This is a genomic window from Parabacteroides faecis, from assembly GCF_014647375.1.
In the GTDB taxonomy this organism is placed as follows: domain Bacteria; phylum Bacteroidota; class Bacteroidia; order Bacteroidales; family Tannerellaceae; genus Parabacteroides; species Parabacteroides faecis.
On the sequence record NZ_BMPB01000004.1, the window covers coordinates 168,190 to 194,436 of the forward strand.

Consider the following 26,247-nt stretch of genomic DNA (forward strand, 5'->3'; position numbering starts at 1 on the left):
GGCGGTTTCAGGTTCCACATTTACCATCAATTATGTTTATAATTTATGTGGAGATATTTTTGTTTGTCAAAATTATTCAATGACTTTATACCAATCACTCTTCATCCAGAATAGCGTTGTGTACCAGGAGTCTTCTTTACCATTCAGGAATGCATTCAAACTTTCCTGATTGTAATCTTTTTCGTCAGAAGTATATTCCAGGCGGTTCAGAGGAAGTGGGGTATCTGCAGTCTGAGGATCTCTCTTGAAATAGAGTTCCGGATATCCTGTACGGCGTACAACATTCCAGGCTTCCAGTTCCTGAATAGCTCCGTGATGAATCCATCGTTGTGTCAGGATTGATTTTAACGGATTACTAGCATCCCACTGTGATTCAGCATAGGCTTCGACTGTAGCGTCATCTGGTGCCGGCAGTGCTGTACGGTATGTACCGGTTGAATTCAGGTTGAAATAAAACTCAGTAGATAATTTAACACCGTCTATATAAGCCGCTTTGGCATCACCGCTGGCCCAGTTGTTGGCATAGGCTTCCGCTTTCATAAAGGCTACTTCGGCAGCTGTCATCCAGATACCTGGGAAACCCGGGTTACGTGTGAAAGTTGAGGTATCCAACGCAGCATAATATTTAGCTGTACCATGTGTACTGATAGCCATATTTGCTTCCTGATCTGCTGCGCTTTCCGTAGGGTCCAGACCGATATACTGGTTATCCCAGTTTGCGTCATATAATACTTCCAGACGTGGATCCGGATTATCGGTATTTGCATTTAATGCCCGTTGCATGAAACCGGACATACGGTTATATGTCGAGTTTTCAATAGCGTCTTGCAGATCTTTATCGAAATTGAAAGCATCATCGCTTTGTGCTACCGTTGTGTTTTCTGCATTCGTGTCTACCATCGGGTAAGTGGAAGGATTACTAAGCATGGTTTGGATAGCACTGCGTGCTTCTGATGTCAGGTCACCGTTTGAAGCCAAATGAGTGGCGACGCGAAGACGCAGAGAATTGACATATCTCTGCCACATGGATACATCTCCTTTGTTTACATAGTCTTCTGCTGTCATGTAGGTGGCTGCAGAAGAGCTTAATGACGGATGATTGTTCAGGTATGTATTTGTTTCATCCAGATCTTTTAAGATCATGCTATACAGTTCCGTTTCAGAATCGTATTTAGGTTTGGACGAAACAATATCCCCGGTACTCCATAGGTATCCGGCTTCCGAGAAAGGCAGGCTTCCCCATAAAGACAATACTTCATATAGTTGTTCTTCCAGAACAGTGCGTCCCAAATGAAGGAAAATTTCGTTATCTTCTTTTTCTTTATCTGTCAGATTATTGTAAGTCTGTTCCAGTAACCTGTATTGGGCAAGTGTTGTATAGAAATTTTTCCATCTTTCGTTGAAATAAGTTGTTCCCGCACCGGTGAAACGACCTTTGTCGTTGGTGTGTCCGATTACCCCGGAAAAGCGGCCGGAAGTAGTCGAAGATACATAATATCTGTAATATACTGGATTCATCCAGGTATTACAAGCCTGCCAAAGTCCTACCATTACCCCAGGACATGTCACAGACTGTGCCTGTTCCGGATTTTGATATTGATCCGAAAATTTATCGTCGCTGCATGAGAAGGTGGATAATAGTGCCGCACATCCCAATACAAGTGAATATATTTGTTTCATTTTCTGCATTCTTTATATATTTCTTTACAATCAATTAAAAACTAGCACGTAGTGAGAAACCAAAGGAGCGGGTTGTTGCTGTAGATCCGCTGATATAAGATTGGTTCACCCAGTTTGTACCATCCGTTGATTCCGGATCCATTTCTTTCAAACTCTTGTAGAAGTAGAATAAGTTACGTCCGTAAACAGAAACCATTAGATTTTTACAACCAAATTTGGCAACCAGTTCTTTCGGCAGGCTGTAACCTATGCTTAATTCGCGCAGTTTGAAATAGGTGTTTTCCTGGATAGCGTTTTCGTAGGTGACATTACCTGAGTATCCCCAGCCGTATTGGTTGTAAAATGTTTCACCTGCTGTCGCGATGATATCGTTCGGAGTTCCGTCCTCTTTTACACCGGGTAGGATTACACCATTGTCATATACTGTACAGCCGTTTACGGTAGAACCGGCTGCCTGGTCTGTCAGGTGGCGTATGGAAGGATCGGATAATACGTTGCCATCGGCATACCAGCTCAAACCGCCATGAGAGGCGTCACGACCTTGCAGTGTATGTTCCAATGTTCCGATTTCAGACATGTATTGATAGGGCTTGTTCATTACGTCACCACCAATACGGAAGTCGATAGAAGCATCCAGATACCAGTTCTTGTAGCTGACAGATGTACTCAGACCGCCGACCAGTTTCGGCATGGCATTGCCTGCTTTTACGCGTTGTGTGTAATCAACTTTGTATAAACCGTTTTCATCAACAATTTTATTGCCGTTTTCATCTGTTACAGTTTTATATACATACCAGTCGCCCATTGCTTCTCCGACATGTGATTCCAGTACAGCTGCTCCGTTGTCGATGGTTGTATGTTCAAGTCTGTCAACGCCATCTGTTAACTTCACGACCTTATTACGGTTCCAGGCCCAGTTGGCGCGGATATCCCAGGTCCAGTCTTTAGTCTGGATCGGCGTACCGTAAATAGACATTTCCAAACCTTGGTTCTTCAACTCACCCACGTTCATCCAGATGGAAGTACCTCCCGAAGAAGCAGCTGTTGAGGTATTCAGAATTTGGTCTTTTATTTTGTTATGATAGAAAGACAATTCAAATCCTAAGCGGTTTTGTAGAAACTTGTTTTCCCATCCCAGTTCGAATTCGTATTTCTTTTCCGGCTGTAACTCGTTGTTTCCCAGTTCGCTTAATGAAATCTGATTATAAATATAGCTGTCTGCAGCATCTTGTTTATATCCGGTTGTTGCTTTATAGACAATTGGAGCATTACCTACGATACCGTAGCTTACACGAATTTTACCATAGTCATACCAACTTGGGTTCTTATCTTTCAATAATGAAGTATAGATTACACTACCATTGACAGAAGGATAGAAGAAAGAGTTGTTGCCTGGAGCCAAGGTGGATGTTTTTTCCTGACGTATAGTTCCTTCCAGATAAGCCCAACTATCGTAACCAAACGAAGCGGTAGCGAAATATGCTGTTTTCAGCAATGACATTTTTGTCATACTGGGGGTAGCGGGAGATAAAGCGGAAGCATTCAAATGGAACCAGTTTTCCACGCTTAATCCACCACGGGTAGTGACAGAGGTCATCATCTGACGTTCCTGGCGGCCTGACCAGCCGACGTTGGCTGTAATATTGTACTTCTCTGCGAATGTACGGTCAAACATCAACATGATATCACCGTAGTAAATTTCATACTTGTCGTTTTTCAGAGAATAACTACCTGTATAGTTACCTGCCGTTGCCAATGCATTCGGATATTCTGTGTGGTTCTTATTCTCTTCTTCGTCAAATGTTAAGTCGGTAGACAAACGTCCCCGGGCGGTCAATCCAGGTATGATTTCCCAACTGGGAGAAACACTGGCAATAAAACGATTGTTGTTTTCGTATTGTTCCTTGCCGTAGATGTTCCATAAATAACGGTCGCCTATGTAACTGAAAGATGGGTCATATTCCCATGCTTCATCCAGGAATGTAGCAGCATATTCAGAGGTGTATGCTCTGTTCATGTAGCCCTGGCTGGTTACGATCCTGTTTTTCAAAGATGCGATATCGTCATAGCCGGTAAACATACCGTTATAACTACTCATCAACTGGTCGATACGATAGGTACGGTTCTTTACGTATTGACGCATATAATTAGCAGAATAATCAAGTTTTATTCCTTTCAGGATATTCTGAGAACCTGTTAATGAGAAATTGTGTTTGTTGTTATGAGAGTTTAACTGAGTCGGTGTAACATCTGTATAGGTATAAGAAAAACGCATATTGCCTTTTTCCGTACCGTTTGTAACAGCGAGGTTATATGTTTGATTGATACCTGTCTGGAAAAGATCGTTCCATTGGTTATGATCGATGGGGGAATAAGTTCGTATTGTTCCATCCCAGTTATATAATTGGGAGGTATTGTCGTACTTGGGTCCCCATGAATAATATGTATTACGTAAGCTGGTAACCGGGTTGCCGTTTCTGTCAGTACGCGTGTTTTGGAAACCGGTAGCCTTTTCAAAATCATTACCTCTTGTGTCAAGCAGAGAGTTGTCATAACCCGGTCCGAATTCTTTCTGAATATTGGGCATATAGGCTACTTTGTCAAAACTAACGTTTGCACTGAAATCTACTCCTAAGCCGGAAGCTCCTTTACCGCTTTTAGTTGTAATCATAACAACTCCATTAGCGGCCTCAGAACCATACAAAGCAGAAGCTGCTGCACCTTTCAGGATAGAGATATTTTCAATATCGGCAGGGTTGATGTCTACTAAACCATTTGATTCGACACGCTGTTGGCTCCAGTAGTCTTTATTGTTGGCATCCCCGTTGTGAATGGGAACACCATCCATTACGATTAACGGCTGTGTAGAACCGGAAATAGATGATAAGCCGCGGACAGAGATAGATACAGACGATGTACCTCCACCGGGAGCTGCATTGATACGTACACCGGACGCTTTACCATACAATGAAGTGGCGAAATCAGGAGTACCGGTTTTTACGAGTTCTCCTGCCTCAATTGTACTTACAGCGTAACCCAGTTTTTTTGCATCTTTCTTGATACCCATAGCTGTTACAACTACTTCGTCCAGTTTTTGGGTGTCTTCAACTAATTTAATATTCAAAGAGGCTTGACCTGTGTAAGCGATTTCCTGGGTCGCATATCCGATAAAGGAAATCTGGATAACGTCTCCGTTTTTGACTCCTTCCAAGATGAAGTTACCATCCATGTCGGTAATATTACCATTGGTGGTTCCTTTAATAACAACTGATGCTCCGGCAACAGGGCCGAAATCATCTTCTACAACACCCGTCACTTTTCCGTTTTGTTGGGAAATGGCGGTTTCTAGCTTCTCTGGCGCTAAATCAGCGTATACGCTGGCTGGTAGTGCCATAGCTCCTGCGGCAAGGAGTAAGCTGACTTGTTTGAAGTGTTTCAACATAATAAATGATGTTATTGATGATAATACTAGTGTTAGTAAAGGTTCTTTAGATTTTGACGTTTATCGATCTTTGATCTTAGTTCTGAAAGAACTTTGTCTATTGTAATGTTTGTGGGCTTTGATAAATATGGTTTTTGCTTCTTTTTAAAAAAGATAAGAAACTATAAATCAGATAAGAGTCATGGTTTATGGCTCGGAATAGCTTAAAGTGTCTGGTTAATAAATATTGTGTAAAATAGTATTGAGGAAATTTCTTTGAATCGGCTATGTCATATTATGCTTGAAATATACAATATGAATAAATTCATAAGATGTAATTTGCTACTGGATTGACTTGAATTAATTTTCTTATTTTTATCGACAATGTTAAAAACGATGTATTATATGATTAAAATTGACGTAAAATAACAATATGAAATAAAAAAGCTATACATTTGTAGCGAGTATTAAGTATTGAGTTCTTTCAGAACTAAGTTGACATTTCTACCGTATATCCTTATTTTTATTTATTTTTTACTATATATTAATCTATTTTGTCGGGTGCGAGTCGTAATTGTATTAAAAACAAAAGAGCGGACTTTTATCCCGCTCCTAATTGTAATAAACTCATGTTTACCGGCTAGCGATAGTTTTTTCTATAGATTTCGATCCCTTTCTTTATCGACATGAGGCCGAAATCATCTGCATTTAACTCTTCCTTTTTCAGGATAACGGCTTCGCCTGCATCATCTTCTGCATGGACGCCATCGAAGTTTTCCACATAACATTCAAAAAACATATCCACTGTGTGTACCTCAAAGCCGCTATACATATATAGATTAGGAATAGAAAACAGATAACGACATTCGGTAATATCCAATCCTGTCTCTTCCTTCACTTCACGATGTGCCGCTTCTTCAGCCGATTCATGCATATCGACAAAACCTCCCGGTAAATCGAGTGTTCCTTTGGCCGGATCTTTGGCACGACGCACCAATAAGATTTCTCCTGCCGCGTTGCGGATAAAACAGGCAACGGCCGATGAAGGATTGAAATAATAAACGAAGCCGCATGTCGTGCATTGTTTAGCTTTCTCATTACGTTCGACGAAAGTTTTAGCACCACACTGGGGGCAATAAACGAACTGATGTAAAGGATGACTCATAGAATAAACTGATATATAATGTATATAAATGAATAAGGGCGGCTTTAGGCCGCCCTCGATCCGGGGAAAATCCCCAGTGAAATACGATTATTCTTTCACTTCCCAACCCAAAGCACTTGCACCTAATACAGCTGCATCGCTTTCTTTCAATTGAGAGAAAAGAAGTTTTGTTTTACCTTCGTACACTTTCAGCATGTTCTTTTCCATAGAACGTTTGATCGGATTCATGATCAGATCGCCTGCCTTGGTCAGACCGCCGAACAGAATGATAGCTTCCGGACTGGAGAACGCAACAGCATCAGCAAAAGCTTCACCCAGGATATTACCTGTAAATTCAAAGATTTCCTGAGCCAGTTTATCATTCTTCATCGCTGCATCATATACATCTTTTGAAGTGATTTCATCCGGATCCAGTTCACGCAGCAAGCTGTCGTCTTTACGGATTTCCAGATATTCACGTGCTGTACGGGCTACACCTGTTGCAGATGCATACGTTTCCAGACATCCCTGGCGACCGCAACCGCAAGGACGACCGTTGTTACGACGCATAATAACGTGTCCCAACTCACCGGCAAATCCGTCATGTCCGTAAACCAGGTTACCGCCGATAACGATACCGCTACCAACACCTGTTCCCAGTGTGATCACGATAAAGTCTTTCAGGCCGCGTGCTGCGCCATAAGTCATTTCTCCGATCGCTGCAGCATTCGCATCGTTAGTCAGTGCTACGGGAATACCTCCGATCTGTTCGCTGATCAACTGAGCTAAAGGAATTTTACCTTTCCACGGAAGGTTAGGTGCAAATTCGATACAGCCGTTGAAGAAGTTACCATTGGGAGCTCCTACGCCTACACCTTTGATTTTGTCGGGACCACCAGCTTGTTCGATCACTAATGATAAACCTTGACCGAGTTCGGTCACATAATCATTAATGTCATTATATTTACCTGTTTTGATCGATCCACTGTACAAGATTGTTCCTCTTGCGTCTACTACTCCAAAAACAGTATTGGTACCGCCTATATCAATACCTACTACATAAGGCTTCTCCATGATTTTATATTTATGATTAATAATGAGATTTTCTGGAAAGCAAATATAAGAGGAATCTGATTAGCTGCAATGATTTTCTTCAAAAAAATGATGAATTGTTTCAGTTTTCAGTTGTGACAATAAATGTAACTTCAATTTGTTATTCGATCAAAATGTGTCATTTTCAGCTTTTTTCCTGCTTTGGATAGTGGATTTATCGGGATTTGTTTTATATTTGGTAGATTCTTAACTCATTAATGAATAACACTATGCCACAGGTTTCAGACATACGGCTTATGGTCCGGGCGGAACAACCTGTTTTATCGGCCCGCATAAAAGTCAGTTACAACAATTTGGAAGGAATGTTCGCCAGGAAGCGCGAAGAAGCATTGAGCCTTTTACGGAAAACAGGGGTCTATATGACCGATGTACCGTTTATTATTTACTACGATTTTATGAATTTGGATATGTACGACCTGGATGTGGAGTTCTGCTTTCCGGTTTCTTGCCTGATGGAAGGGAATGAAGGTGTGCAACCCCGCGTCATTCCACAATCGAAGGTGGTCCACTGCCTGTTCAAGGGCGATTACGACGAAATGGATTATTTGTATGGTGAAATGACTTCCTGGATGATGCAGAAAGGCTATGAGCCGGAAGGCACTGCTTATGAATATTATTACCGCCGGAAAGAAGAACCTTATGACGACCGTTTAACCAAAATTGTATTGCCGGTAAAAAGCTGATACAATTTTGGCCGTTGGTGTTTTTTTCTTTATTTAGCGGGTAATATTTCGATCCAGTAATCATCCGGGTCATTGATGAAATATAATCCCATATCAGTATTCTCGTAGCATACGCAGTCCATTTCCTTATGGAATTTGCGGACTTCATCGTAATCGCCGGCTACACGGAAACAGAGATGGCTTTCGTTATCTCCCAGTTCGTATGGTTCGTTACGGTCTTTCAGCCAGGTCAGTTCCAGCAGGAAGCCGGTCTGATCGTCTGTCAGGTAAACTAAAATGAATGAACCGTCTTTCGCTTCTTTTCGATGGTGTTCTTTCAGCCCCAGCGCTTTGTTGTAGAAAGCGATACTTCTTTCAAGGTCGAGAACATTAATGTTGAAATGATCAAATCTACTTTTAATTTCCATAATTGATATCTTTATAAATTAAAAATCAGTGCCTTCACCCGGTACGGACAACAAAATATAGCGGCATCCCTTCGATTCGGCATAAGGGCCGAAAGCTACTACTTCGGCGGGACGTTCCCAGAAGTGCATGGGGACTAATACGTCTGTCTTTATCCGGTCGACAAACTGCTCGGCTCCCCGCATGAAGTCCGTACCGATACGTGGGTCGACGGGGAACATGGCGAGGTGTAAATGTTGTGTCGTTTGAGTCAATGTTGTCAGTTCGTGCAGGTAATCACCTTCCGCCTTAGCCACTTCCTGCGGTGTCGATTCGTCTTTCCAGTGCCAGTTGTTGAGGTCGCCGGCGTGGAACAGTTGTTTCCCTTCCGCTTCTATCAGGAAAGAGATACCGACATCGGTCGAACCAAAAGCCTGGATGCGGATATGCTCGTCTTCAAATACATTCCCTTTTTTCAGAAAAGTGGCATCTTCGGCTTTCGCACGCCGACGTTTCAGGATGTCTTTGGAGAAAATATATTTGATATCCGGCTTGATCTCTTTCCATTTTAAAATGTCCGGGTTGAAATGGTCCGGATGAAAATGGGAAGATAATATATATAATGTCCCTGCGCGATGGAGTAATTCATCATGAACGAATCCAGTATCCGGCGTCTTCCCCGTGTCTTTAAAATAATCGATCAGGATAGCATATCCGTCTGCTTCAATGGCAAAGCCGCTATGATAAATATAAGTAAGTCTCATACTGTTTTCTTTTGTTTTCATGTAAATAAAACACGATACGATGTGATTAAGTTGCTTCCTGCGGTACAAATATACAAAAGGATGAACTGAATTTAGAAATAGTCCGGAGATAATCCGAAAAGTATACGAAGAAAGTATATTTACTATCCTATGTAAACTGATTTACTATGGCGGGAAATCAGTGGTTGATAATTGTCGGCCGATTGGTTCACGGTTATCAACCGTATGGCCGATAAATATCAACCGAACGGCCGACAATTATCAGCCACAAAACAGATGTTGAATAGGGGTCTTTAAAGCATTGATTAACAGGATGTATGCTAAATGCTTACTTGAAAACAAATATAGTATAGCTTTTAGTAAGTTCAACTGTTTTTTATCAATTTATAAGAAAAAAAATTAATGGATGCAGTAAATCCGTTTGTAATCAGTTTATTTGTTAAGTAGTTTACCGCAATTCTTCAGGATTAGTAAAAATTACAAAGTTAATATAGATTAAAAATCAGTACCTTGCGATACAAGGTATTTTATATAAATATACATTTGTTCCGTCAGAGAATAAAAAAGTTCCTTAAATGTGTAACATTTTTAGCAATGTGTACGTCTAATAATGAAAAGAAATGACAAATATGATGATTCAGCTGAAAGGAATTAACAAAACGTATTTCAACGGTGCTCCGCTGCACGTCTTGAAAGGTATAGACCTGGAGATAGAAAAAGGAGAGATGGTTTCGATCATGGGAGCTTCCGGATCGGGAAAATCGACACTGTTGAATATACTGGGTATATTGGATACGTATGATACGGGTACCTATCACTTAAACGGACAATTGATTCAGAATCTGAGCGAAACACGTGCAGCTGAATTTCGTAACCAGATGATCGGCTTCATTTTCCAGTCGTTTAACCTAATCTCTTTTAAAAATGCGATGGAGAATGTGGCGCTCCCTCTCTATTATCAGGGAATGAACCGTAAGAAAAGAAATGCCATGGCGATGGAGTATCTGGATATGGTCGGCTTAAGAGATTGGGCGGAGCATATGCCGAACGAAATGTCCGGCGGACAGAAACAGCGTGTCGCTATTGCCCGTGCCCTCATTGCCAAACCACAAGTGATTCTGGCAGACGAACCAACCGGTGCACTCGATAGTGTGACAACGGTTGAGGTAATGGAACTTCTTCGCAACGTGAATAAAGAAGGTATGACTATGGTGATCGTCACCCATGAACAATCCGTAGCTGACGCTACAGAAAAGATCATCCGTGTAAAGGATGGTCTGATAGAAAACATAGAAAGAGGAAAAGGGTATGTTCGACTTTGATAATTTCCGGGAGATATGGAGTACGATCAAAAAGAACAAACTCCGTACGTTCCTCACCGGTTTTTCCGTGGCGTGGGGGATCTTTATGCTGATCGTCCTGCTGGGAGCGGGCAACGGGCTGAAGAACGGTATCATGCACAACTTCGACCGTTGGGCGGGCAACCGTGTGGAGACATGGCCACGTTATGCCAGCAAGCCGTATAAGGGCATGCAGACGAACCGGCGTATTCAATATAAGGATGATGACCTGATCGGTCTGAAACAACAGAATCCGGAAGTGAACCTGATATCGGGTGTTCTTTACCAGAGTGATACGCTTTCATACAAAGAAGAGTATAATTCTTATTCTTTGCAGGGAGTACATCCCGATAAGGCGATAATCGACAAGATCAAGATGACAGTCGGCAACGGGCGTTTTATCAATGAAGTGGATATACTTCAGAAAAGAAAGGTGATCGTTATAAGTCCCCGTATAAAAGAAGTGCTTTTCCGCTCGGAGGATCCGTTAGGAAAATATGTGAATGCCGGTGATGTACCTTATCAGGTGATCGGTGTTTATACGGATGAGGACAATAATAATAATGCTCCGGCTTATATCCCTTTCTCTACGGCACAACAATTGTACCGTTCTGGTTACGGGTTGGATAATATTATCTTCTCCCTGGATGGTATCAATACGAAAGAGGAATACGAGGCTTTCGAGAAACGTTTCCGCCAGCAAATGGGAAGACGGCACATGTTTGATCCGGAAGACTTGCGGGCGATCGGTATGTGGAGCACGATTGAAGATTTTGCCATGTTTAACGGGATGCTGAATGGTATCGCCCTGTTTATCTGGATAATCGGTATCGGAACACTGGCTGCCGGTATTGTGGGTGTTAGTAATATTATGCTGATCACAGTCCGTGAACGAACCCGCGAGTTCGGTATTCGTAAAGCGATTGGAGCCACCCCTTTTTCTATCCTGAAACTGATCATCGTAGAATCTATCCTGATAACGGCCGTGTTCGGCTATCTCGGTATGATTGCCGGGGTGGGGCTGACAGAAGGTATTAATGCTATTATGGAAAGTGCAAAGATGGGACAAGCTTCTTCCGACGATGATATGAGTACTTTCCTGAATCCTACGGTCGACTTGACCGTAGCCTTGATGTCGACGTTGCTTATTGTCGGTGCAGGCGTGTTGGCGGGTTATTTCCCCGCCCGGAAAGCAGTGAAAATTACGGCTATCGAAGCCATGAGAAACGAATAAAAACAGATAGATATGTTCGATATAGACCGTTGGGTAGAGATATGGGTGACTATCACCCGCAACAAGACCAGAAGCCTGCTGACCGGATTTGGGGTGTTTTGGGGAATCCTGATGCTTGTTATCCTGTTGGGATCGGGTACCGGTTTCAAGAACGGAGTATGGAAGAATGTGAATGGTTTTGCCACCAATTCAGCCTTTTTCTTTTCCGAACGTACGGGCGAGCCTTACAAAGGCTACAAGAAAGGACGTTACTGGCAGATGCGTAACCGTGATCTGGAAACGATCCGTAATCGGGTGAAAGGTGTTCGTTATTTGTCGCCGATGGCGATGTCGTGGGGTGGACAAAATAATGTGGTGAGAGGACAGAAAGCCGGTACTTATAATGTACGCGGTGTACATTCCGAATATTTCAATATAGAAACACAGCACGTATTGGAAGGACGTTTACTGAATGAGGTAGACGTAAAGGACAAACGCAAGGTCTGTCTGATCGGTAGTATCGTGCGTGAAGTATTGTTCACCCCTGGTGAAGATCCGATTGGAGAGTATATCCGGGTAAACGGTATTTACTATCAGGTGGTGGGAGTTGTTAAACCTAAACCACGTGTGCAGATCGGAGGACGTACGGAGGAAAGTATCATGTTACCGTTCACAACCTTACAGCAGGTTGCAAACCAGGGGGATAAATTCTGGTTCCTTTGTGCAACGGCCGACGATGGTTATCCTTGCGATAAGATGGTGGAAGATATAACAGCCGTACTGAAATCGCAAAATGAAATATCGCCTACCGACCCGCAGGCTGTCAGCAGTTTTACGATTGCTAAGCAGTTTGACAGTTTTGAAACGCTTTTTACCGGAATTAATATTCTGGTATGGCTGGTGGGAATGGGTACTTTGCTGGCGGGGATTATCGGCGTTAGTAATATTATGATGGTGACGGTCAAGGAGCGTACCCGTGAGATTGGGGTACGCCGTGCTATCGGGGCAAAGCCGTTCGATATCATTTCCCAGATCATGAGCGAGAGTTTGCTGCTTACGGCTCTGGCTGGCTTGATAGGGTTGAGTTGCGGGGTTTTCCTGTTGGATATAGCCAATAATTTGCTGGAAAGCAGTGGCAGTGCTTCTGATAACGGCACCTTCTTCAGTAATCCGGAAATACATATCGGAGCTGCAGCTTCAGCAACCGTCGTTTTACTTATCAGTGGATTGATGGCGGGATTGATTCCGGCTTGGCGTGCCATGCAGATCAAGGCTATTGATGCAATCAGAGAAGAATAACAGTATATCATTTGTCAATTAAATAAACTATATAATCATGAAGAATCGTATCGTAAAGAAAGTCCTGCGAATCATCTTTTTAGTATTGGTGGGAGCCGCGGTGGTCGGCACTTTCTACTTTTTGTGGAAAAAGGCACAGCCAGTCATCACTATGTATGAAGTGGTAACCCCAAAACGTGACTCGGTGGAAACAAAGACTGTGGCGACCGGAAAGGTGGAACCCCGCGATGAAGTACTCATCAAGCCCCAGATGTCGGGTATCATTTCCGAAGTACTGAAGGAAGCCGGACAGATGGTAAAGGAGGGTGAGATCATAGCAAAGATCAAGGTGATTCCGGAAATGGTCCAGTTGAACAGTGCCGAATCGCGTGTCCGTGTAGCAAAGATCAGTCTGGAACAGATAGAAGCGACTTATAAACGTGATAAGGAATTGCATGACCAGGGTGTGATCTCCAAAGAAGATTATGAAACATCTTTGGCTAATTACAAGAAAGCACAGGAAGAAGCAGAGAATGCACAGGATGCATTGGAAATCATTCGTGAAGGAATTTCCCGAAAGTCAGCTTCCTCCAGTACGACACAGGTTCGCTCAACGATTACCGGTATGATTCTGGACGTTCCTATCAAAGTCGGCAACTCTGTGATCCAGTCGAACACATTCAACGACGGTACGACGATTGCTTCCGTAGCCGATATGAACAATATGATCTTCCGGGGAAAAGTGGATGAAACCGAAGTGGGGCGTATCCATGAAGGGATGCCGATCAAATTGACGGTCGGTGCGTTGGATAGCCGTACGTTCGATGCCATGCTGGAATATGTGGCTCCGAAAGGAGTGGAAGAAAATGGTGCCGTCCTGTTCGAGATCAAAGCGGCTGTGCAGATGCCGGAAGATGCCTTTATCCGTGCCGGTTACAGTGCGAATGCCGAGATCGTTCTGAAACGTGCGTCTGATGTCCTGACAATTCCTGAAAGCTGTGTCGAGTTCAGCGGCGATTCTACTTTCGTGCAGATCGTAAAACAGGAAAAGCCGGAACAGTTGTTTGAGAAACGTCCTGTCACTGTCGGTTTATCTGATGGTATCAAGATTGAGGTGAAAGAAGGTTTGACGGAAAATGACAAGATCCGCGGAGGAATTGTCGATGCAAATAAGAAATAGAAATAAAACGAGTAAACTATGAAGCAAATAATACTATCCGTAGTATGGGCATCATCTCTTCTCTGTGCTTCGGCAGGAGCACAGGAAGCACCCAGACAATGGTCGCTGGAGGAATGTATCCGTTACGCTATTGAAAATAATATCGACCTGAAGCAGAAAGAACTGGAGCGGCAGAATCAGGAAGTAACGCTGCACACCAGCAAGTATAGCTGGTTACCCAATCTGAATGCCAGTATCAATGAGAATTTCGGTTTTGGCCGTTCGGAATCGAAAGATGGTCTGATCGTCGATCGTAACTCGGCAAATACTTCTGCTTCTATCCAGTTGAGTATGCCAGTGTTCGACGGTTTCAAAATACCCAATGATATTGCAGCCCGCAAGCTGGATCTGAAAGCGTCTGTCGAAACGTTGAATAAGGCAAAGGAAGATCTTTCCATAAATGTGGCTTCTTATTTTCTGCAGGTACTTTATAATAAGGAAATGCTGAAGATCGCTGAATTGCAGGTGGCACTCAGTTCGGAGCAGGTAACGAAGACCGAGGCTCTTTATAATGCCGGAAAAGTGCCTGTATCCCAATTGTATGATATGAAAGCACAATTGGCTAAAGACGAAGTGACATTGACCGAATCGAAAAATAACGTGAAACTCGCATTGCTTGACCTGACGCAAAGTCTGGAACTGGAACGTGATGGTGAAAATTTCGACGTACAGGAGCCGGAAACCGGTGATGCGGTGGCTCAATATATGAGTAGTATCATTCCTCCTGATCAGGTGTACGACTATGCTGTAGGTGTCAAACCGCAGGTCAAGGAACAGGAATACCTGCTCGAAAGTCAGAAGAAAATGTTGAAGGTGGCTCAGGCCGGTTATTATCCCAAACTGAATTTCAGTGCCGGTTACAGCAACGGTTATTATCATAACTTCGGTGACGGGGAGTACAATAACGCTCCGTTCAGCGATCAGTTGAAGAATAACGGACAGAAATCGATCGGTTTCAGTTTGAGTATTCCGATCTTTAACCGTTTTCAGGTTCGTAACAGTGTCCGTTCTGCCCGCCTCGCTATCCATAATCGTGAGTTGCTGATGGAGAATTCCAAAAAGATACTTTACAAAGAGATCCAGCAGGCTTATTACAATGCCACGGCTGCCCAGGAAAAGTATGTGTCGTCTGACAAGTCGGTCGATGCCAGTAAAATAGCATTCTCTTATGCGGAAGAACGTTATGGTGCAGGAAAAAGTACTGTTTTTGAATACGGCGAAGCAAAAACCAAGTATGCACAGAGTTTGGCCGAACAGACACAGGCGAAATACAACTTTATATTCCGTGCCAAGATTCTGGATTTCTATCACGGAATACCGATTACTTTATAATATTCTTTACACAAGAATATAGATCCTTTTTACAACATAATTGATAGACACACCAAGAGGAAGGGAGGTTTTCGTGAGAAAGCTTCCCTTTGTTATTAATTTAGTAAATTCAGTTCAAAATGAGTGAATAAATATTATATTTGCTGCGTAAGAAAGTGATCGAAATACTTGGAAGGACTTAGTTCTAGAAGAACTAAGTCCTTTTCCATTCTCTTATCTTATATAAATCAATATCCCTCTATTTTTTATACAAAAAGTAACAGAAGTATTCCTGCTTGGAACTTCCTGATATTTATGTGAATAATACAATAACTATTCCTCAGTTCTTCTAGAACTAATATCGTTAATATAATTACTGGATGAATAGTCATGAATACAAACCATATAAATGAAGAGATCATAAAACAGATCAGAAATGGTTCTGAAAAGGCTTTTTCTGAGTTATATTGCTACTATTATAGTTACCTGAATGCAATTGCCCTATATTACTTACTGGACAAAGATCTTTGTTCTGAAATTGTAGATGATGTATTTATAAATGTCTGGTTTAAAAGGGATACCTTAGCGTATCCAATTCATTATTATTTAGTTCGTTCCGTACAGAATGGATGTCTTAATCACATTCGTTCACAGAGAAGCCAGCAGAATATGCTGGATATTCACAAAGATCAGTTACTGGCTCATCAGGAATCTTATATTCAATCGACTCCCGCCCCTTTACAGTACGTGGAAATGCGACAGACCGAAGAGGAGATCCGTTTGGCTGTGAATCAATTACCTCTAAAATGTCGGAAAGTTTTTGAAGAATATTTTTATGCCGGAAAGGCTGCTGATGTAATTGCAGAGGATATGGGACTGACTGTTAGTACAGTACGTGTTCAGCTCAAAAATGCGACCGACCGTTTGAAGCAAGCCCTTAAACATCTTCTTCTCTTTTTTATTTACTAAATATTTATTACACCAATCTTGAAAAAAAGATGATTTCATCTAAATGTTTTTCGATTGGGATGTGTATTAATTATAAACAGACAGAAAATATAGCAGTATGCAAGATAAAAATATACTATTTGAGGAATTAATGGATAAATATATTTCGGGCTCGATAACAGACGGAGAAAAGATCTCTTTGTTTGCTTTAATAGAAGAGTCGGATTTATATCGGAAACAATACCATGAGATGGTCAAGCTGTATGCTTTGCTCCATATTCCTGCTTTTGAATCCCGGAAAGAGACCGGATATGTCCATCTGAAAGAAAGATTGCATTTGACAACCTTGGGAATATCCCGGCGTAGGTGGTTCGTTTATGCCCGGAATATTGCTGCTGTCCTTTTATTAATGGTAACTGTATCTGTCGGTTCGATTTTTACATATAATGAGTTGGATAAATCGGGTGACCAGTTATATAATGAGACAACGGTCCCTTTGGGTTCACAAACAAAAGTTCTTTTACCGGATGGTTCCACAGTAGTCCTAAACTCCGGTTCCGTGTTAAAGTATCCGTTATCTTATGGAAAAAAAGAACGAAATGTATATCTGGTGGGAGAAGGATATTTTGAGGTGGCAAAAGATAAAGAAAAAGCATTTCAGGTATATGCCGGGGATATGACGGTGAAAGTTACAGGTACGGAATTTAATCTCCGTTACTATCTGGAAGACCAATCGACAGAAGTATCTCTGATCGATGGAGGAGTCGATGTCTTTGCCAATAATAAGTATGTTCGTTTGAAACCGGATGAGAAAGCTATTTACAACCGCAATACCGGAGACTTGTACAGCGAGACCGCCGATTCCTATAAATCAGCATTGTGGACGACGGGCAGATTGAGTTTTGTGAATGCATCTTTCCTGGATATATTGAAGGATATAGAACGGAAATACAATATAAAGATCCATGTGGATAGCCAAAAAGTGACGAATGAATATTTTTCAGGAAGTATCGATCTGAATATGTCGCTTCAGGAGGTGTTTAATTTTATAGATGTGGACAAGAAGTATCGTTTTGAACAGAGTGGAGGTGTCATCACATTAAGAGATAAATAAAACTGCGAGTGAAATAGAATGTTTAACTTAAAAAAGAGAACTTATGGAAAGAACCGGATAAAAAAAGAATCGGAGATGGTTGGCACTTCTCTCCGATTCATTAGATGATTTTTTGAATTAATTAGTTGTTAACTAACAAAATCGTTACAAAAGTATGAAAATAAAGTATTTTTCAATCAAACAATTGGGCTTATTTTTGGCGATGAGTGTAATCTCTGCTTCTGTGTATGCTAATGCGGCAATGCAAAGTATAAAAATTACAGTACATCATCAAAATGTACCTATCAGTAAAGTTCTTGATGATATAGAACGACAAACGGGATATTCTATCCTGGTCCGTAACAATGATATAAATATTAAACAAAAAGTTACGGTCAATGCAACGGACAAAACCTTAAATCAAGTGCTAGCCTCCGTTTTTGAAGGCATGGAGGTGAAATATGATATTGAAAATAAAACAATATCTATTTATAAACCGAAAGAAACCACTTTTATTACAACGGCGGTCGATCAGGATAAAAAGATCGTTACCGGTACTATTTATGATCCGAATGGCGAACCGGTGATCGGCGCTAATATTTTAGAGAAAGGTACCAGGGATAATGGTACGATTTCGGATATCTACGGTAAATTTTCTTTAAATGTGGATGATAATGCGACATTATTGATATCGTATGTAGGTTTTAAGAATCTGGAAGTACCGGTAAAAGGGAAAAAAGCATTCAATATTACGTTAGCTAGTGATACGGAGTTGTTGGATGAAGTGATAGTTGTCGGTTACATGACGCAGAAAAAAGGACTGGTGACAGGTGCGGTATCTTCCATGAAGGTGGATGAGAATGTGAAAGCGCTTCCTACTACTTCTGCCGGAAATATTTTGGTCGGTAAATTAGCAGGTGTGAATGTGAGTACGCCGAGTGCTCTTCCTGGTGCTGCACCTAGTATCTCCATTCGTACAGGTGCTTCCTGGAACGCAGAGAATGTTACTTATGTGATCGATGGTGTTGTTCGTGGTGGTGGTGATTTTAATAATTTGAGCCCGAATGAAATCGAGGATGTCTCTGTATTAAAGGATGCTGCCTCTGCTGCTATTTATGGTTCCCGTTCTGCCGGTGGTGTAATAATTGTTACGACTAAAAAAGGTAATCGGGGAAAACCGACGTTTAATTATTCGTATGGATTTAGTACGGATTCCCGTACAAAGAACTCAGAGTTGACAAGTGCTGTTCAGGCCGGTGAAATGTACACCCGCATCAATGGTTCTGCTGATCCTGCAGGCTGGGCCTGGTCGCAGGATGAAATTGATCATTTTAAAACGATAAATGGTGGTTGGGGGTATGACCAGTTGGAAACAGTATGGAGGAATCCGACAACTCAAACACATAACCTGAGTGTAAATGGCGGTAGTGATCGGGTTCGTTATTTTGGGGCTGCTTCTTATGTGAAACAAGAGGGCTTTTTAAAGCCGTTGACGTATGATAAATATAACATTCGTATGAATGTAACAGCTGATATTACAAAAGACTTAGAGGTTTTTGCCGGTTTGGCTATTTACAATAACTTCACAGGAAACGCTGTTTTCGAAGATGCTGGTTCCAATTACAGTAAACTGAGAGTCTGGCAACCGGACCAACCTGTTTATACGGATAACGGACAATATATCGATTATGGCTGGATTGCCAATATGGGAGCTGCTGTCGATGGTAGGGGTGGTTATAACAAATCGCAGATGTTGAAACCTCAAGCTGTTATCAGTGCAACTTATAAGATGCCATTCTTGAAAGGTTTAAGCGCAAAAGTTTCTTATAGCAGAAGTTGGACGAACGATGTCAACAAGAAATTTTATATCAACTATGATTTGGTGACCATGAAAAAAAGTGGTACGAATAATCGCATTATGTCGACAAATGATAATGATATCATAAGTACAAGAAAGTCGACATGGGTCGGTAAGGATTATATTGAGCGTAAATCCAGTTGGAGTGATGACAAACAGTTTAACTTCCAGTTGAATTATGAAAATGTATTTAAAGGCGTACATCGTGTATCGGCAGCATTCGTAACGGAATGGTACGAAGGTGGTGGTGCTGGTGTTACAGGTGGACGTGAAACTTTTCCGGTATATACAACCGACCAGTTCTGGGCAGCAAGTAGTGCCCGTGCGGATACTTGGGGAAATGGTGATACCGACTGGATCAGTGGTCGTATGTCTTATATCGGCCAGTTCAGTTATTCGTATGCCGATAAGTATTTGGCAACTTTCTCTTTCCGTGAAGACGGTTCTATGAATTTTGCTCCGGAGCAGCGTTGGGGATTCTTCCCGGCAGGGTCTCTCGGTTGGGTTATTTCAGAAGAAGGCTTCTTTAATAGAAGTGCCATTCAGTTCTTGAAATTACGTGGTTCTGTCGGTTTGACTGGTAACGATTCCGTTGGTGGATGGCAGTGGCAAGAGTCTTATAGCTCAGGTAATTCTGCTTATTTTGGTAAAAGCCCTGTGAAATCGGTTGGTATAACTTATGGTAGTGTGGTCAACCCGAATCTGACTTGGGAAAAATCATTGAGTTATAATGTCGGAGTGGATATGAACTTCCTGAACCATTGGAATATGTCTGCTGATTACTGGTACCGTAATTCTTATGATATTTTGGGTAGCCGTACTAATACATTGCCGTCGACATTTAGTTTGTCCATGCCGGCAGAAAATTATGGAGAGGTTCATGCACAAGGTATCGATTTCCAATTGGGTTATCGCGGACAAAGTAGAGATTTCTCTTATTTCGCAAACTTGACGATGTCGTATGGTTGGAACAAAGTAATTAAAAAAGACCATGCGGAAAATGCGCAATGGATCGATATCGCAGAAGGTAAATCAACTTCTTATATAACAGGTTGGGAATTTGATAAGATCATCCGTACTCAGGAAGAACTGGATGCGTTTAAGGCAGCTAATCCGAATTACAAACATAACGGTTTATCTCCGGAATTGGGTATGATGGTATTTAAGGATTTCAGTGGGCCTGACGGAACTCCCGACGGTGTAATAAACGATTGGGACCGGGTAATATTAAAAGACAGTAACTTCCCTGTTATTTATGGTTTGAATCTGGGTGGCGGCTGGAAAGGTTTAAATATCGATATGATGTTCTCCGGAAGATTGGGCGAAAAGAAATGGATGTCTGATTTGGCTGGTGGCGTAGAATGGAACCGTATGTGGAACCAATGGTATTATGATAGCTGGACACCGGAAACTCCAAATGCTACATTGCCGAAACGTATCGGTAACAACAACTCGAAAACATATCAGACAAATTCCAGCTACTGGTTGAAAGATGCTAGTTTTATGCGTCTGAAATATCTGACGGTAAGCTATGATTTGCCTAAGGGACAATTTTATAATAAGATCTTTGATAATGTCCGTTTGTTTGTTACCGGAACAAATTTATTCGTATTAAGTAGCTTTAATAAGAATTATTATGATCCGGAAATTGGAAATGGAAATGCTTTCCCGATTTTACGGTCATGGAACTTTGGTGTCGATGTGAAATTCTAACTAAAAAGCTTTGTTAAGTATGAAACGAAAAAATATTATATGCAGTTTAGCCCTTGCTATCCTATGCGGTTGTAGTTTGGACTATGAAAATTCCGGAACGATCACTCCGGATAATGTCTGGAAAGATAAAACAATGATCAGTTCATTCCTGACCGATATTTACGGCAGAATGTTGCCGGGATGGCCTGTTAGTGCCAACAATACGGATGAGGGGATGAATGGTCCTACTAGCATGAGTGAATATGTCAGAGGACAGATCACGATTGATAATTGCGGACAAAAGTTGGATTATGGAAATATAGATCGTATTAACTTCTTCTTGGATCAGTTGGAAACAGTGACTGTTTTAACAGACGAAGAAAAGAAACCGTTAAGAGGTCAGGCTCTTTTCTGGAGGGCATGGGATTATTGGGGAAAAATATTTTCAGTAGGTGGTGTTCCATTGATTCTTCATTTTCAAGATGTGACAGATGTTCCCTCTTTGTTTGTCACCCGAAACAGTACCTCCGAATGCGTGGAACAGATCGTGAAAGATTTGGATGAAGCAATCGCCTCTCTCCCTGATACGTGGGAAGGAAAAGATTATGGACGTATCGACAAAGGCTGCGCCATGGCTTTTAAAGGTCGTATGTTGTTACAATATGCCAGTCCGTTGTTTAATCCGAACAGCGATCAGTCCCGTTGGGAGACAGCCTATAGTGCAAATAAAGCGGCTGTAGACTTTTTACAAAGTGTAGGTAAAGGTTTATATGAAGGCGATTTTGCAGATATTTGGTATGATGAACAGAATCGTGAGGTAGTTATGGTGAACCAGTACATTTATCCGGATCATAAGCTGGATCAAAAAAGTATTCGTCCTGAACCATTGACAAAAGACGGTGCAAATAATAACCAGGCTATATTTCCGCTTCTAATGGCATTTCCGAAAGGGGATGGTTCCAAATTGGAATTGGATGTGAATCGTTTGGCTAATGATCCAACTTACAATGAGCAGTTTATGACCGACTTCTATATGAATCGTGATCCTCGTTTTTATGCGACAATATTCTGTCCGGGAACGGAATATCCATGTAGTGATGTATTGACTGACGATATGAAGTATTGGAATGCATGGAAACTAATGGCAGATGAAGGATCGTCGACGGGTTATAAATATGTGACTTTGATACAAGATCAGTTGAATAAAGGTATTGGTGGTAATTCTTCCGGTTACTATCAGAAAAAAGGTTTGGACCCTGATTTGACGCAAGCTACCGTATATGATGCAGATATCGACTGGATCGAAATTCGTTTTGCAGAGGTTTTGATGAACTATGGTGAGTGTGCGAACGAATTGGGCAAGAGTGGTGAAGCATTGCAGGTATTGTATGATATTCGTAAACGTGCAGGTATTGAATCGGGTACGGGTAACTACGGAATTACTGCAACATCTCAAAGCGACATTCGTGAAGCCTACATTAATGAACGTTTTATAGAATTTGCCTATGAAGGTAAACGTTGGGCTGATTTGCGCCGTTGGAAACGATATGATATTCTGAACAACCTTAAATATCGCGCCAGCTTATATCCGGTGATAAAAGATCAGAGTAATATAGCCGGTTTCGACTGGACGAAGGAAATGTATGATCCGGAAGTCCGTAAATTGTTCCGTTTCGAATATGTAGAATGTGTTGATATGGATAAACAATACATGTTCAACCTGGATTTGAATCATTGGTTCTATTCTATTCATAAGGAAGTTATCGACCGTAACTCCAAGATTGAGCAAAATGCAGAATGGGGCGGTACTTTTGATCCGTTGAAATAATAAACATAATTGATTGATTAAATCTTTGTAGGATTAAGGGAGTGTCGGAAGACACTCCTTTTTTTATGTATCGATGAAAGCTTACAAACAATAATAATCCACAGAATAGGCAATTTTTTGCTATTTAGGATGGGGATGATTGCTTGTATATTTGCACTATTTTACCTGTTTTTTGTTTTTTAACTCTATTTGACTAAATGTTTTAGGTACAAGAAGTGTATTTTATATAAATGAACAGTGAAAGTTAATTTAATTCTAATCGGAAAAATATAAATGTCTATGAATTTGAAAAGGATGGCAATGGGGGCTGCGTTGATAACTCTATGTCTGTTTGCAGAGGCTAAAGTAAAACCAGTTGTACATTATAATTTCGGAAAGTCCGGCAATGTCACGTATGCTGTGGCACCGGAGAAATTGACACCGGTAACCGGAAAAGGAGAATTGTTTGCGATAGGGCGGCCTGTTTTCTATGCCGATGCTCCCGGTGACAAGAAGATGAAGGGTGAAGGGGGAATTTTATTTAATGGAAACGGCGATGGATATAAACTGGAAGGGGCGTTCGGTTCTCCGGCAGAAAATCAGGTATTGGAAATATGGGTAAAACCCCGGTTGGATACTCAACAGGGCGAGAAGGAAAAAGAGCAGGCACAGGTATTGCTTTCCAATGGAACTGCCAAGGAAGGATATGTATTTGTTCATAGGAGAGGACACTGGTATTTGATTTCCGGTGGTTCGGGACGTGTTGAAATCGGAGAGGTTTTACCTAACGCCTGGACACATCTGGCGATGGTGATGGAAGAGGGGAAAGGAACCGTTTGGATGAACGGGAAAAAGACCGGAACATTCAAACCTACAAAGGCAATAGCACCTCATTTTTCTATTGCTGTTTCGGAAGAGGGAAAAGAGGCTTTTTACGGTGAAATATATGAAGTAAGATACAGCACTTTTGCCACCGGGAAGTTCAATCCGGAATCCGATTTCCTATTGGATTATAAAAAGATAAAAGAGATAAGCAAGCAACGCCTGGCCGAACGCCGTGTCTTGGTGCAACAACTGGAACAGGCGAGTGCGGGCAAGAAGATTGTTACGGAACTACCCGATGTTCGTCAGGAAAAGGATTGGTTGATCAGTCAGGTAGAAGAGCCGGCCTGTTTGTTCGTGCAGAAATCGGAAGATGGATTGACATCCAAATTTCAGTTGAATAACGGTTTAGTCTCCCGTACTTTTTATGTCGGTGAAAATATAGCCTGCGTCGAGTATAAAAATCATTCGAATGAGGCAGAGTTTTTACGGGCGGTAAAACCGGAAGCACGTGTTTGCATTGATAGTGTATGGTATGAGGTCGGCGGATTGAAAGGACAGCCGGAATTATCTTATTTATTGGATAGCTGGTATGCGGAAATGGAAGCTTCCGATCTGGCATTTACGCTTGAGAAGGTGGAAACCGGTCTTCCGCTGAAACGTTATCCGTGGACTCCGAAATATAATGCCGTTCCCACAGATTGGCCGGCTAAGGGGTTACGTATGGAAATGACTTTCATCCCGACCGAAAGTATGGTGAATGTAAAAGACGTGAAGGTGAAAGTCAACTATGAAATTTACCAGGGACTACCTTTGATTGCCAAATGGATCGAGGTTGTCAATGAGGGGAAAGAGACTGTTTTGTTGAATGACATGGAATGTGAAGTCTTGGCTGTCAATCAGGATCAGGTGAAACGTATTCATGTGGAAAGTGATTTCTCTTTTGCATTGGTCAATGCGGATATAGAAGGAAGTGCCCTGATGCACTATGCCGGTACTCCCAAGGCATATCATGTGGGAAGTTCTACTACAAAATGGACAGTCGATAAAGACTATAACACCTGGGCCAGTCATAATCAGGCAGAGGATAAGTTCCTGGGATTCCCACATCATAATTTATTACTGAGCAAACTTCCTATGGGGCCTTGTACGAAAGTAAGTAAAGAGGTTCCGTTCAAATCGTATATCACTTTCGAATTGTTGCAGGATAGTGATGATCGTGAGCGGCAATCGCTCGGGCATCGGCGGATGTATAAAAAGCTGGCTCCTCAGACAACCGAGTCTTTGATCTCCGGAGGTATTACTTCACATGATGAAACGAAATTGAAAGGATTTATCGACCAGATGGCCGAATTGGGACTCGAACAGTTGGACATTATGGCTTGGCCTGGCATCAGTCATGATAATCTGGATTCTGCTTATGTGCAATTATGGCGCAGGGTTGCTTCCTATGCAAAAGAACGTGGTATTGTAATGGGAGGATATGAATTACAGGTGGCGTCTCGCGGACGGGGAGCAGAGGTGGATTGTATTCATCCGGAAACAGGAAAACCGGGTAGCCTTTTCGGCCAGAGTGTTTGTATTGCCAGCAAATGGAAAGATACATATTATTCTAAAATGTGGGAGTTCTTTGATAAGACGGGGTTGATGACTTATAATATGGATGGTCCGTATCACGGAGATCCTTGTGCTTCTACTGTACATCCTTACCATGCCTGTTTGGAAGATTCTCAGTGGCAACAATGGAAAACGCAAGTAGAGGTTATCCATGAACTGCAGCGCAGGGGAATGTATATTCCTATTCCGGATTGGTATTTCCTGAACGGACAATGTTCTACAGGAATGGGATATCGGGAAGCAAGTGCAAACCTGACCCCGCAACAGCAATTGTTATTAGGCCGTCAGTATATTTATGACGGAACCTGGCATAAGATCCCGACAATGGGATGGATGACTTTGCAGTTGGTTGGTTTTTATACGAATGACCCAAGGGTTGGGTTGGAGCCTCTTTGTGATAATCTGGATCGGTATGAAGCGCAATTAATGCAGTTTCTGGGAAGCGGTTGCCATCTGACTATTCGTGGAAATCGTTTATATGATACGCCGGAAACCAAACAGATGGTATCCCGTTGTATCGACTGGTTTAAGGAATACCGGGATATATTGACTTCCGATATTATCCACGTCAGCCGTCCGACTGGTCGCGATCTGGATTGCATGATGCACGTAAATCCTTTCATTAAGCATAAAGGTATGGTGGTCGTATTTAATCCGACAGACCGGGATATAACGAAGGAGATGCGTTTACCTCTTTATTACACCGGTTTGAAGGGTAAAGCAACAGTCACAGCTTCGGATAGAAACAAACAGAGTTTCTCGTTGAACCAACAAAGTGAATTACTATTGCCTGTTTCTATAAAGGCGCAGGGTGTATCCTGGTTCCTGATAGAAGAATAAAGGTAGAGGTTCGTTGAATA

Annotated in this window: 17 protein-coding genes; 11 read left to right on the top strand and 6 right to left on the bottom strand. The window is 41.9% G+C overall.

Annotation, left to right across the window (positions count from 1 at the left end; all coding sequences use genetic code 11):
• Window positions 1-72 precede the first annotated feature (72 nt).
• The 4 genes from IEY67_RS06805 to IEY67_RS06820 all read right to left on the bottom strand — a co-directional run bounded on the left by IEY67_RS06805 (window position 73) and on the right by IEY67_RS06820 (window position 7,319).
• Window positions 73-1,680 (bottom strand): SusD/RagB family nutrient-binding outer membrane lipoprotein, encoded by a 1,608-nt coding sequence (locus IEY67_RS06805; protein WP_122354878.1) that lies wholly within the window; start codon window positions 1,678-1,680, stop codon window positions 73-75.
• 34 nt (window positions 1,681-1,714) lie between these two features.
• A complete protein-coding gene (locus IEY67_RS06810; RefSeq protein ID WP_122373507.1) occupies window positions 1,715-5,122 on the bottom strand; it encodes a SusC/RagA family TonB-linked outer membrane protein in 3,408 nt (1,135 codons plus the stop codon).
• Window positions 5,123-5,741: 619 nt separating this feature from the next.
• Window positions 5,742-6,266 carry an NUDIX domain-containing protein gene (locus tag IEY67_RS06815; RefSeq protein ID WP_183668871.1) on the bottom strand — a complete coding sequence of 175 codons (525 nt, stop codon included), beginning with the start codon at window positions 6,264-6,266 and terminating at the stop codon, window positions 5,742-5,744.
• An 87-nt stretch (window positions 6,267-6,353) separates the two neighbouring features.
• Complete coding sequence (locus IEY67_RS06820) at window positions 6,354-7,319, bottom strand: ROK family protein (protein ID WP_122353282.1); 966 nt, start codon at window positions 7,317-7,319, stop codon at window positions 6,354-6,356.
• 236 nt (window positions 7,320-7,555) lie between these two features.
• Here IEY67_RS06820 and IEY67_RS06825 point away from each other — a divergent pair, with 236 nt between their 5' ends.
• Complete coding sequence (locus tag IEY67_RS06825) at window positions 7,556-8,041, top strand: GyrI-like domain-containing protein (RefSeq protein WP_229800982.1); 486 nt, start codon at window positions 7,556-7,558, stop codon at window positions 8,039-8,041.
• A 29-nt stretch (window positions 8,042-8,070) separates the two neighbouring features.
• Here IEY67_RS06825 and IEY67_RS06830 read toward each other — a convergent pair whose 3' ends face one another.
• Window positions 8,071-8,448: a VOC family protein gene (locus tag IEY67_RS06830; protein WP_122353284.1), complete on the bottom strand. Its 378-nt coding sequence runs from the start codon at window positions 8,446-8,448 to the stop codon at window positions 8,071-8,073.
• An 18-nt stretch (window positions 8,449-8,466) separates the two neighbouring features.
• Entirely contained in the window at window positions 8,467-9,189 is a 723-nt protein-coding gene (locus IEY67_RS06835) for an MBL fold metallo-hydrolase (RefSeq protein WP_183668873.1), read from the bottom strand.
• Between the two features lie 632 nt (window positions 9,190-9,821).
• Here IEY67_RS06835 and IEY67_RS06840 point away from each other — a divergent pair.
• The 10 genes from IEY67_RS06840 to IEY67_RS06885 all read left to right on the top strand — a co-directional run bounded on the left by IEY67_RS06840 (window position 9,822) and on the right by IEY67_RS06885 (window position 26,227).
• The gene (locus IEY67_RS06840) at window positions 9,822-10,511 is read left to right on the top strand and encodes an ABC transporter ATP-binding protein (RefSeq protein ID WP_183669112.1); all 690 of its coding nucleotides are present in this window, start codon (window positions 9,822-9,824) and stop codon (window positions 10,509-10,511) included.
• Entirely contained in the window at window positions 10,498-11,763 is a 1,266-nt protein-coding gene (locus IEY67_RS06845) for an ABC transporter permease (RefSeq protein WP_122375853.1), read from the top strand. The genes IEY67_RS06840 and IEY67_RS06845 overlap by 14 nt, the downstream gene beginning before the upstream one ends.
• Before the next feature lie 12 nt (window positions 11,764-11,775).
• Complete coding sequence (locus tag IEY67_RS06850) at window positions 11,776-13,041, top strand: ABC transporter permease (protein ID WP_183668875.1); 1,266 nt, start codon at window positions 11,776-11,778, stop codon at window positions 13,039-13,041.
• A 37-nt stretch (window positions 13,042-13,078) separates the two neighbouring features.
• The gene (locus tag IEY67_RS06855; protein WP_122353287.1) at window positions 13,079-14,200 is read left to right on the top strand and encodes an efflux RND transporter periplasmic adaptor subunit; all 1,122 of its coding nucleotides are present in this window, start codon (window positions 13,079-13,081) and stop codon (window positions 14,198-14,200) included.
• A gap of 18 nt (window positions 14,201-14,218) precedes the next feature.
• On the top strand, window positions 14,219-15,571 hold the full coding sequence (locus IEY67_RS06860; protein ID WP_122353288.1) for a TolC family protein: 1,353 nt from the start codon (window positions 14,219-14,221) through the stop codon (window positions 15,569-15,571).
• A gap of 369 nt (window positions 15,572-15,940) precedes the next feature.
• On the top strand, window positions 15,941-16,519 hold the full coding sequence (locus tag IEY67_RS06865; RefSeq protein ID WP_122375855.1) for an RNA polymerase sigma-70 factor: 579 nt from the start codon (window positions 15,941-15,943) through the stop codon (window positions 16,517-16,519).
• Window positions 16,520-16,616: 97 nt separating this feature from the next.
• The gene (locus IEY67_RS06870) at window positions 16,617-17,612 is read left to right on the top strand and encodes a FecR family protein (RefSeq protein ID WP_122375897.1); all 996 of its coding nucleotides are present in this window, start codon (window positions 16,617-16,619) and stop codon (window positions 17,610-17,612) included.
• A 154-nt stretch (window positions 17,613-17,766) separates the two neighbouring features.
• Complete coding sequence (locus IEY67_RS06875; RefSeq protein ID WP_122375856.1) at window positions 17,767-21,162, top strand: TonB-dependent receptor; 3,396 nt, start codon at window positions 17,767-17,769, stop codon at window positions 21,160-21,162.
• Between the two features lie 19 nt (window positions 21,163-21,181).
• Entirely contained in the window at window positions 21,182-22,969 is a 1,788-nt protein-coding gene (locus IEY67_RS06880; protein WP_183668877.1) for a RagB/SusD family nutrient uptake outer membrane protein, read from the top strand.
• Window positions 22,970-23,248: 279 nt separating this feature from the next.
• Window positions 23,249-26,227 carry a LamG-like jellyroll fold domain-containing protein gene (locus IEY67_RS06885; RefSeq protein ID WP_183668879.1) on the top strand — a complete coding sequence of 993 codons (2,979 nt, stop codon included), beginning with the start codon at window positions 23,249-23,251 and terminating at the stop codon, window positions 26,225-26,227.
• Window positions 26,228-26,247: the final 20 nt, after the last annotated feature.

Bases quoted from the DNA above. Each gene is read 5' to 3' on its own strand.
- IEY67_RS06830 (WP_122353284.1), bottom strand. From the start codon at position 8,448: ATGGAAATTAAAAGTAGATTTGATCATTTCAACATTAATGTTCTCGAC.
- IEY67_RS06825 (WP_229800982.1), top strand. From the start codon at position 7,556: ATGAATAACACTATGCCACAGGTTTCAGACATACGGCTTATGGTCCGG.
- IEY67_RS06860 (WP_122353288.1), top strand. From the start codon at position 14,219: ATGAAGCAAATAATACTATCCGTAGTATGGGCATCATCTCTTCTCTGT.
- IEY67_RS06885 (WP_183668879.1), top strand. From the start codon at position 23,249: ATGAATTTGAAAAGGATGGCAATGGGGGCTGCGTTGATAACTCTATGT.
- IEY67_RS06875 (WP_122375856.1), top strand. From the start codon at position 17,767: ATGAAAATAAAGTATTTTTCAATCAAACAATTGGGCTTATTTTTGGCG.
- IEY67_RS06835 (WP_183668873.1), bottom strand. From the start codon at position 9,189: ATGAGACTTACTTATATTTATCATAGCGGCTTTGCCATTGAAGCAGAC.
- IEY67_RS06880 (WP_183668877.1), top strand. From the start codon at position 21,182: ATGAAACGAAAAAATATTATATGCAGTTTAGCCCTTGCTATCCTATGC.
- IEY67_RS06805 (WP_122354878.1), bottom strand. From the start codon at position 1,680: ATGAAACAAATATATTCACTTGTATTGGGATGTGCGGCACTATTATCC.
- IEY67_RS06850 (WP_183668875.1), top strand. From the start codon at position 11,776: ATGTTCGATATAGACCGTTGGGTAGAGATATGGGTGACTATCACCCGC.
- IEY67_RS06820 (WP_122353282.1), bottom strand. From the start codon at position 7,319: ATGGAGAAGCCTTATGTAGTAGGTATTGATATAGGCGGTACCAATACT.
- IEY67_RS06810 (WP_122373507.1), bottom strand. From the start codon at position 5,122: ATGTTGAAACACTTCAAACAAGTCAGCTTACTCCTTGCCGCAGGAGCT.
- IEY67_RS06865 (WP_122375855.1), top strand. From the start codon at position 15,941: ATGAATACAAACCATATAAATGAAGAGATCATAAAACAGATCAGAAAT.
- IEY67_RS06845 (WP_122375853.1), top strand. From the start codon at position 10,498: ATGTTCGACTTTGATAATTTCCGGGAGATATGGAGTACGATCAAAAAG.
- IEY67_RS06855 (WP_122353287.1), top strand. From the start codon at position 13,079: ATGAAGAATCGTATCGTAAAGAAAGTCCTGCGAATCATCTTTTTAGTA.
- IEY67_RS06840 (WP_183669112.1), top strand. From the start codon at position 9,822: ATGATTCAGCTGAAAGGAATTAACAAAACGTATTTCAACGGTGCTCCG.
- IEY67_RS06870 (WP_122375897.1), top strand. From the start codon at position 16,617: ATGCAAGATAAAAATATACTATTTGAGGAATTAATGGATAAATATATT.
- IEY67_RS06815 (WP_183668871.1), bottom strand. From the start codon at position 6,266: ATGAGTCATCCTTTACATCAGTTCGTTTATTGCCCCCAGTGTGGTGCT.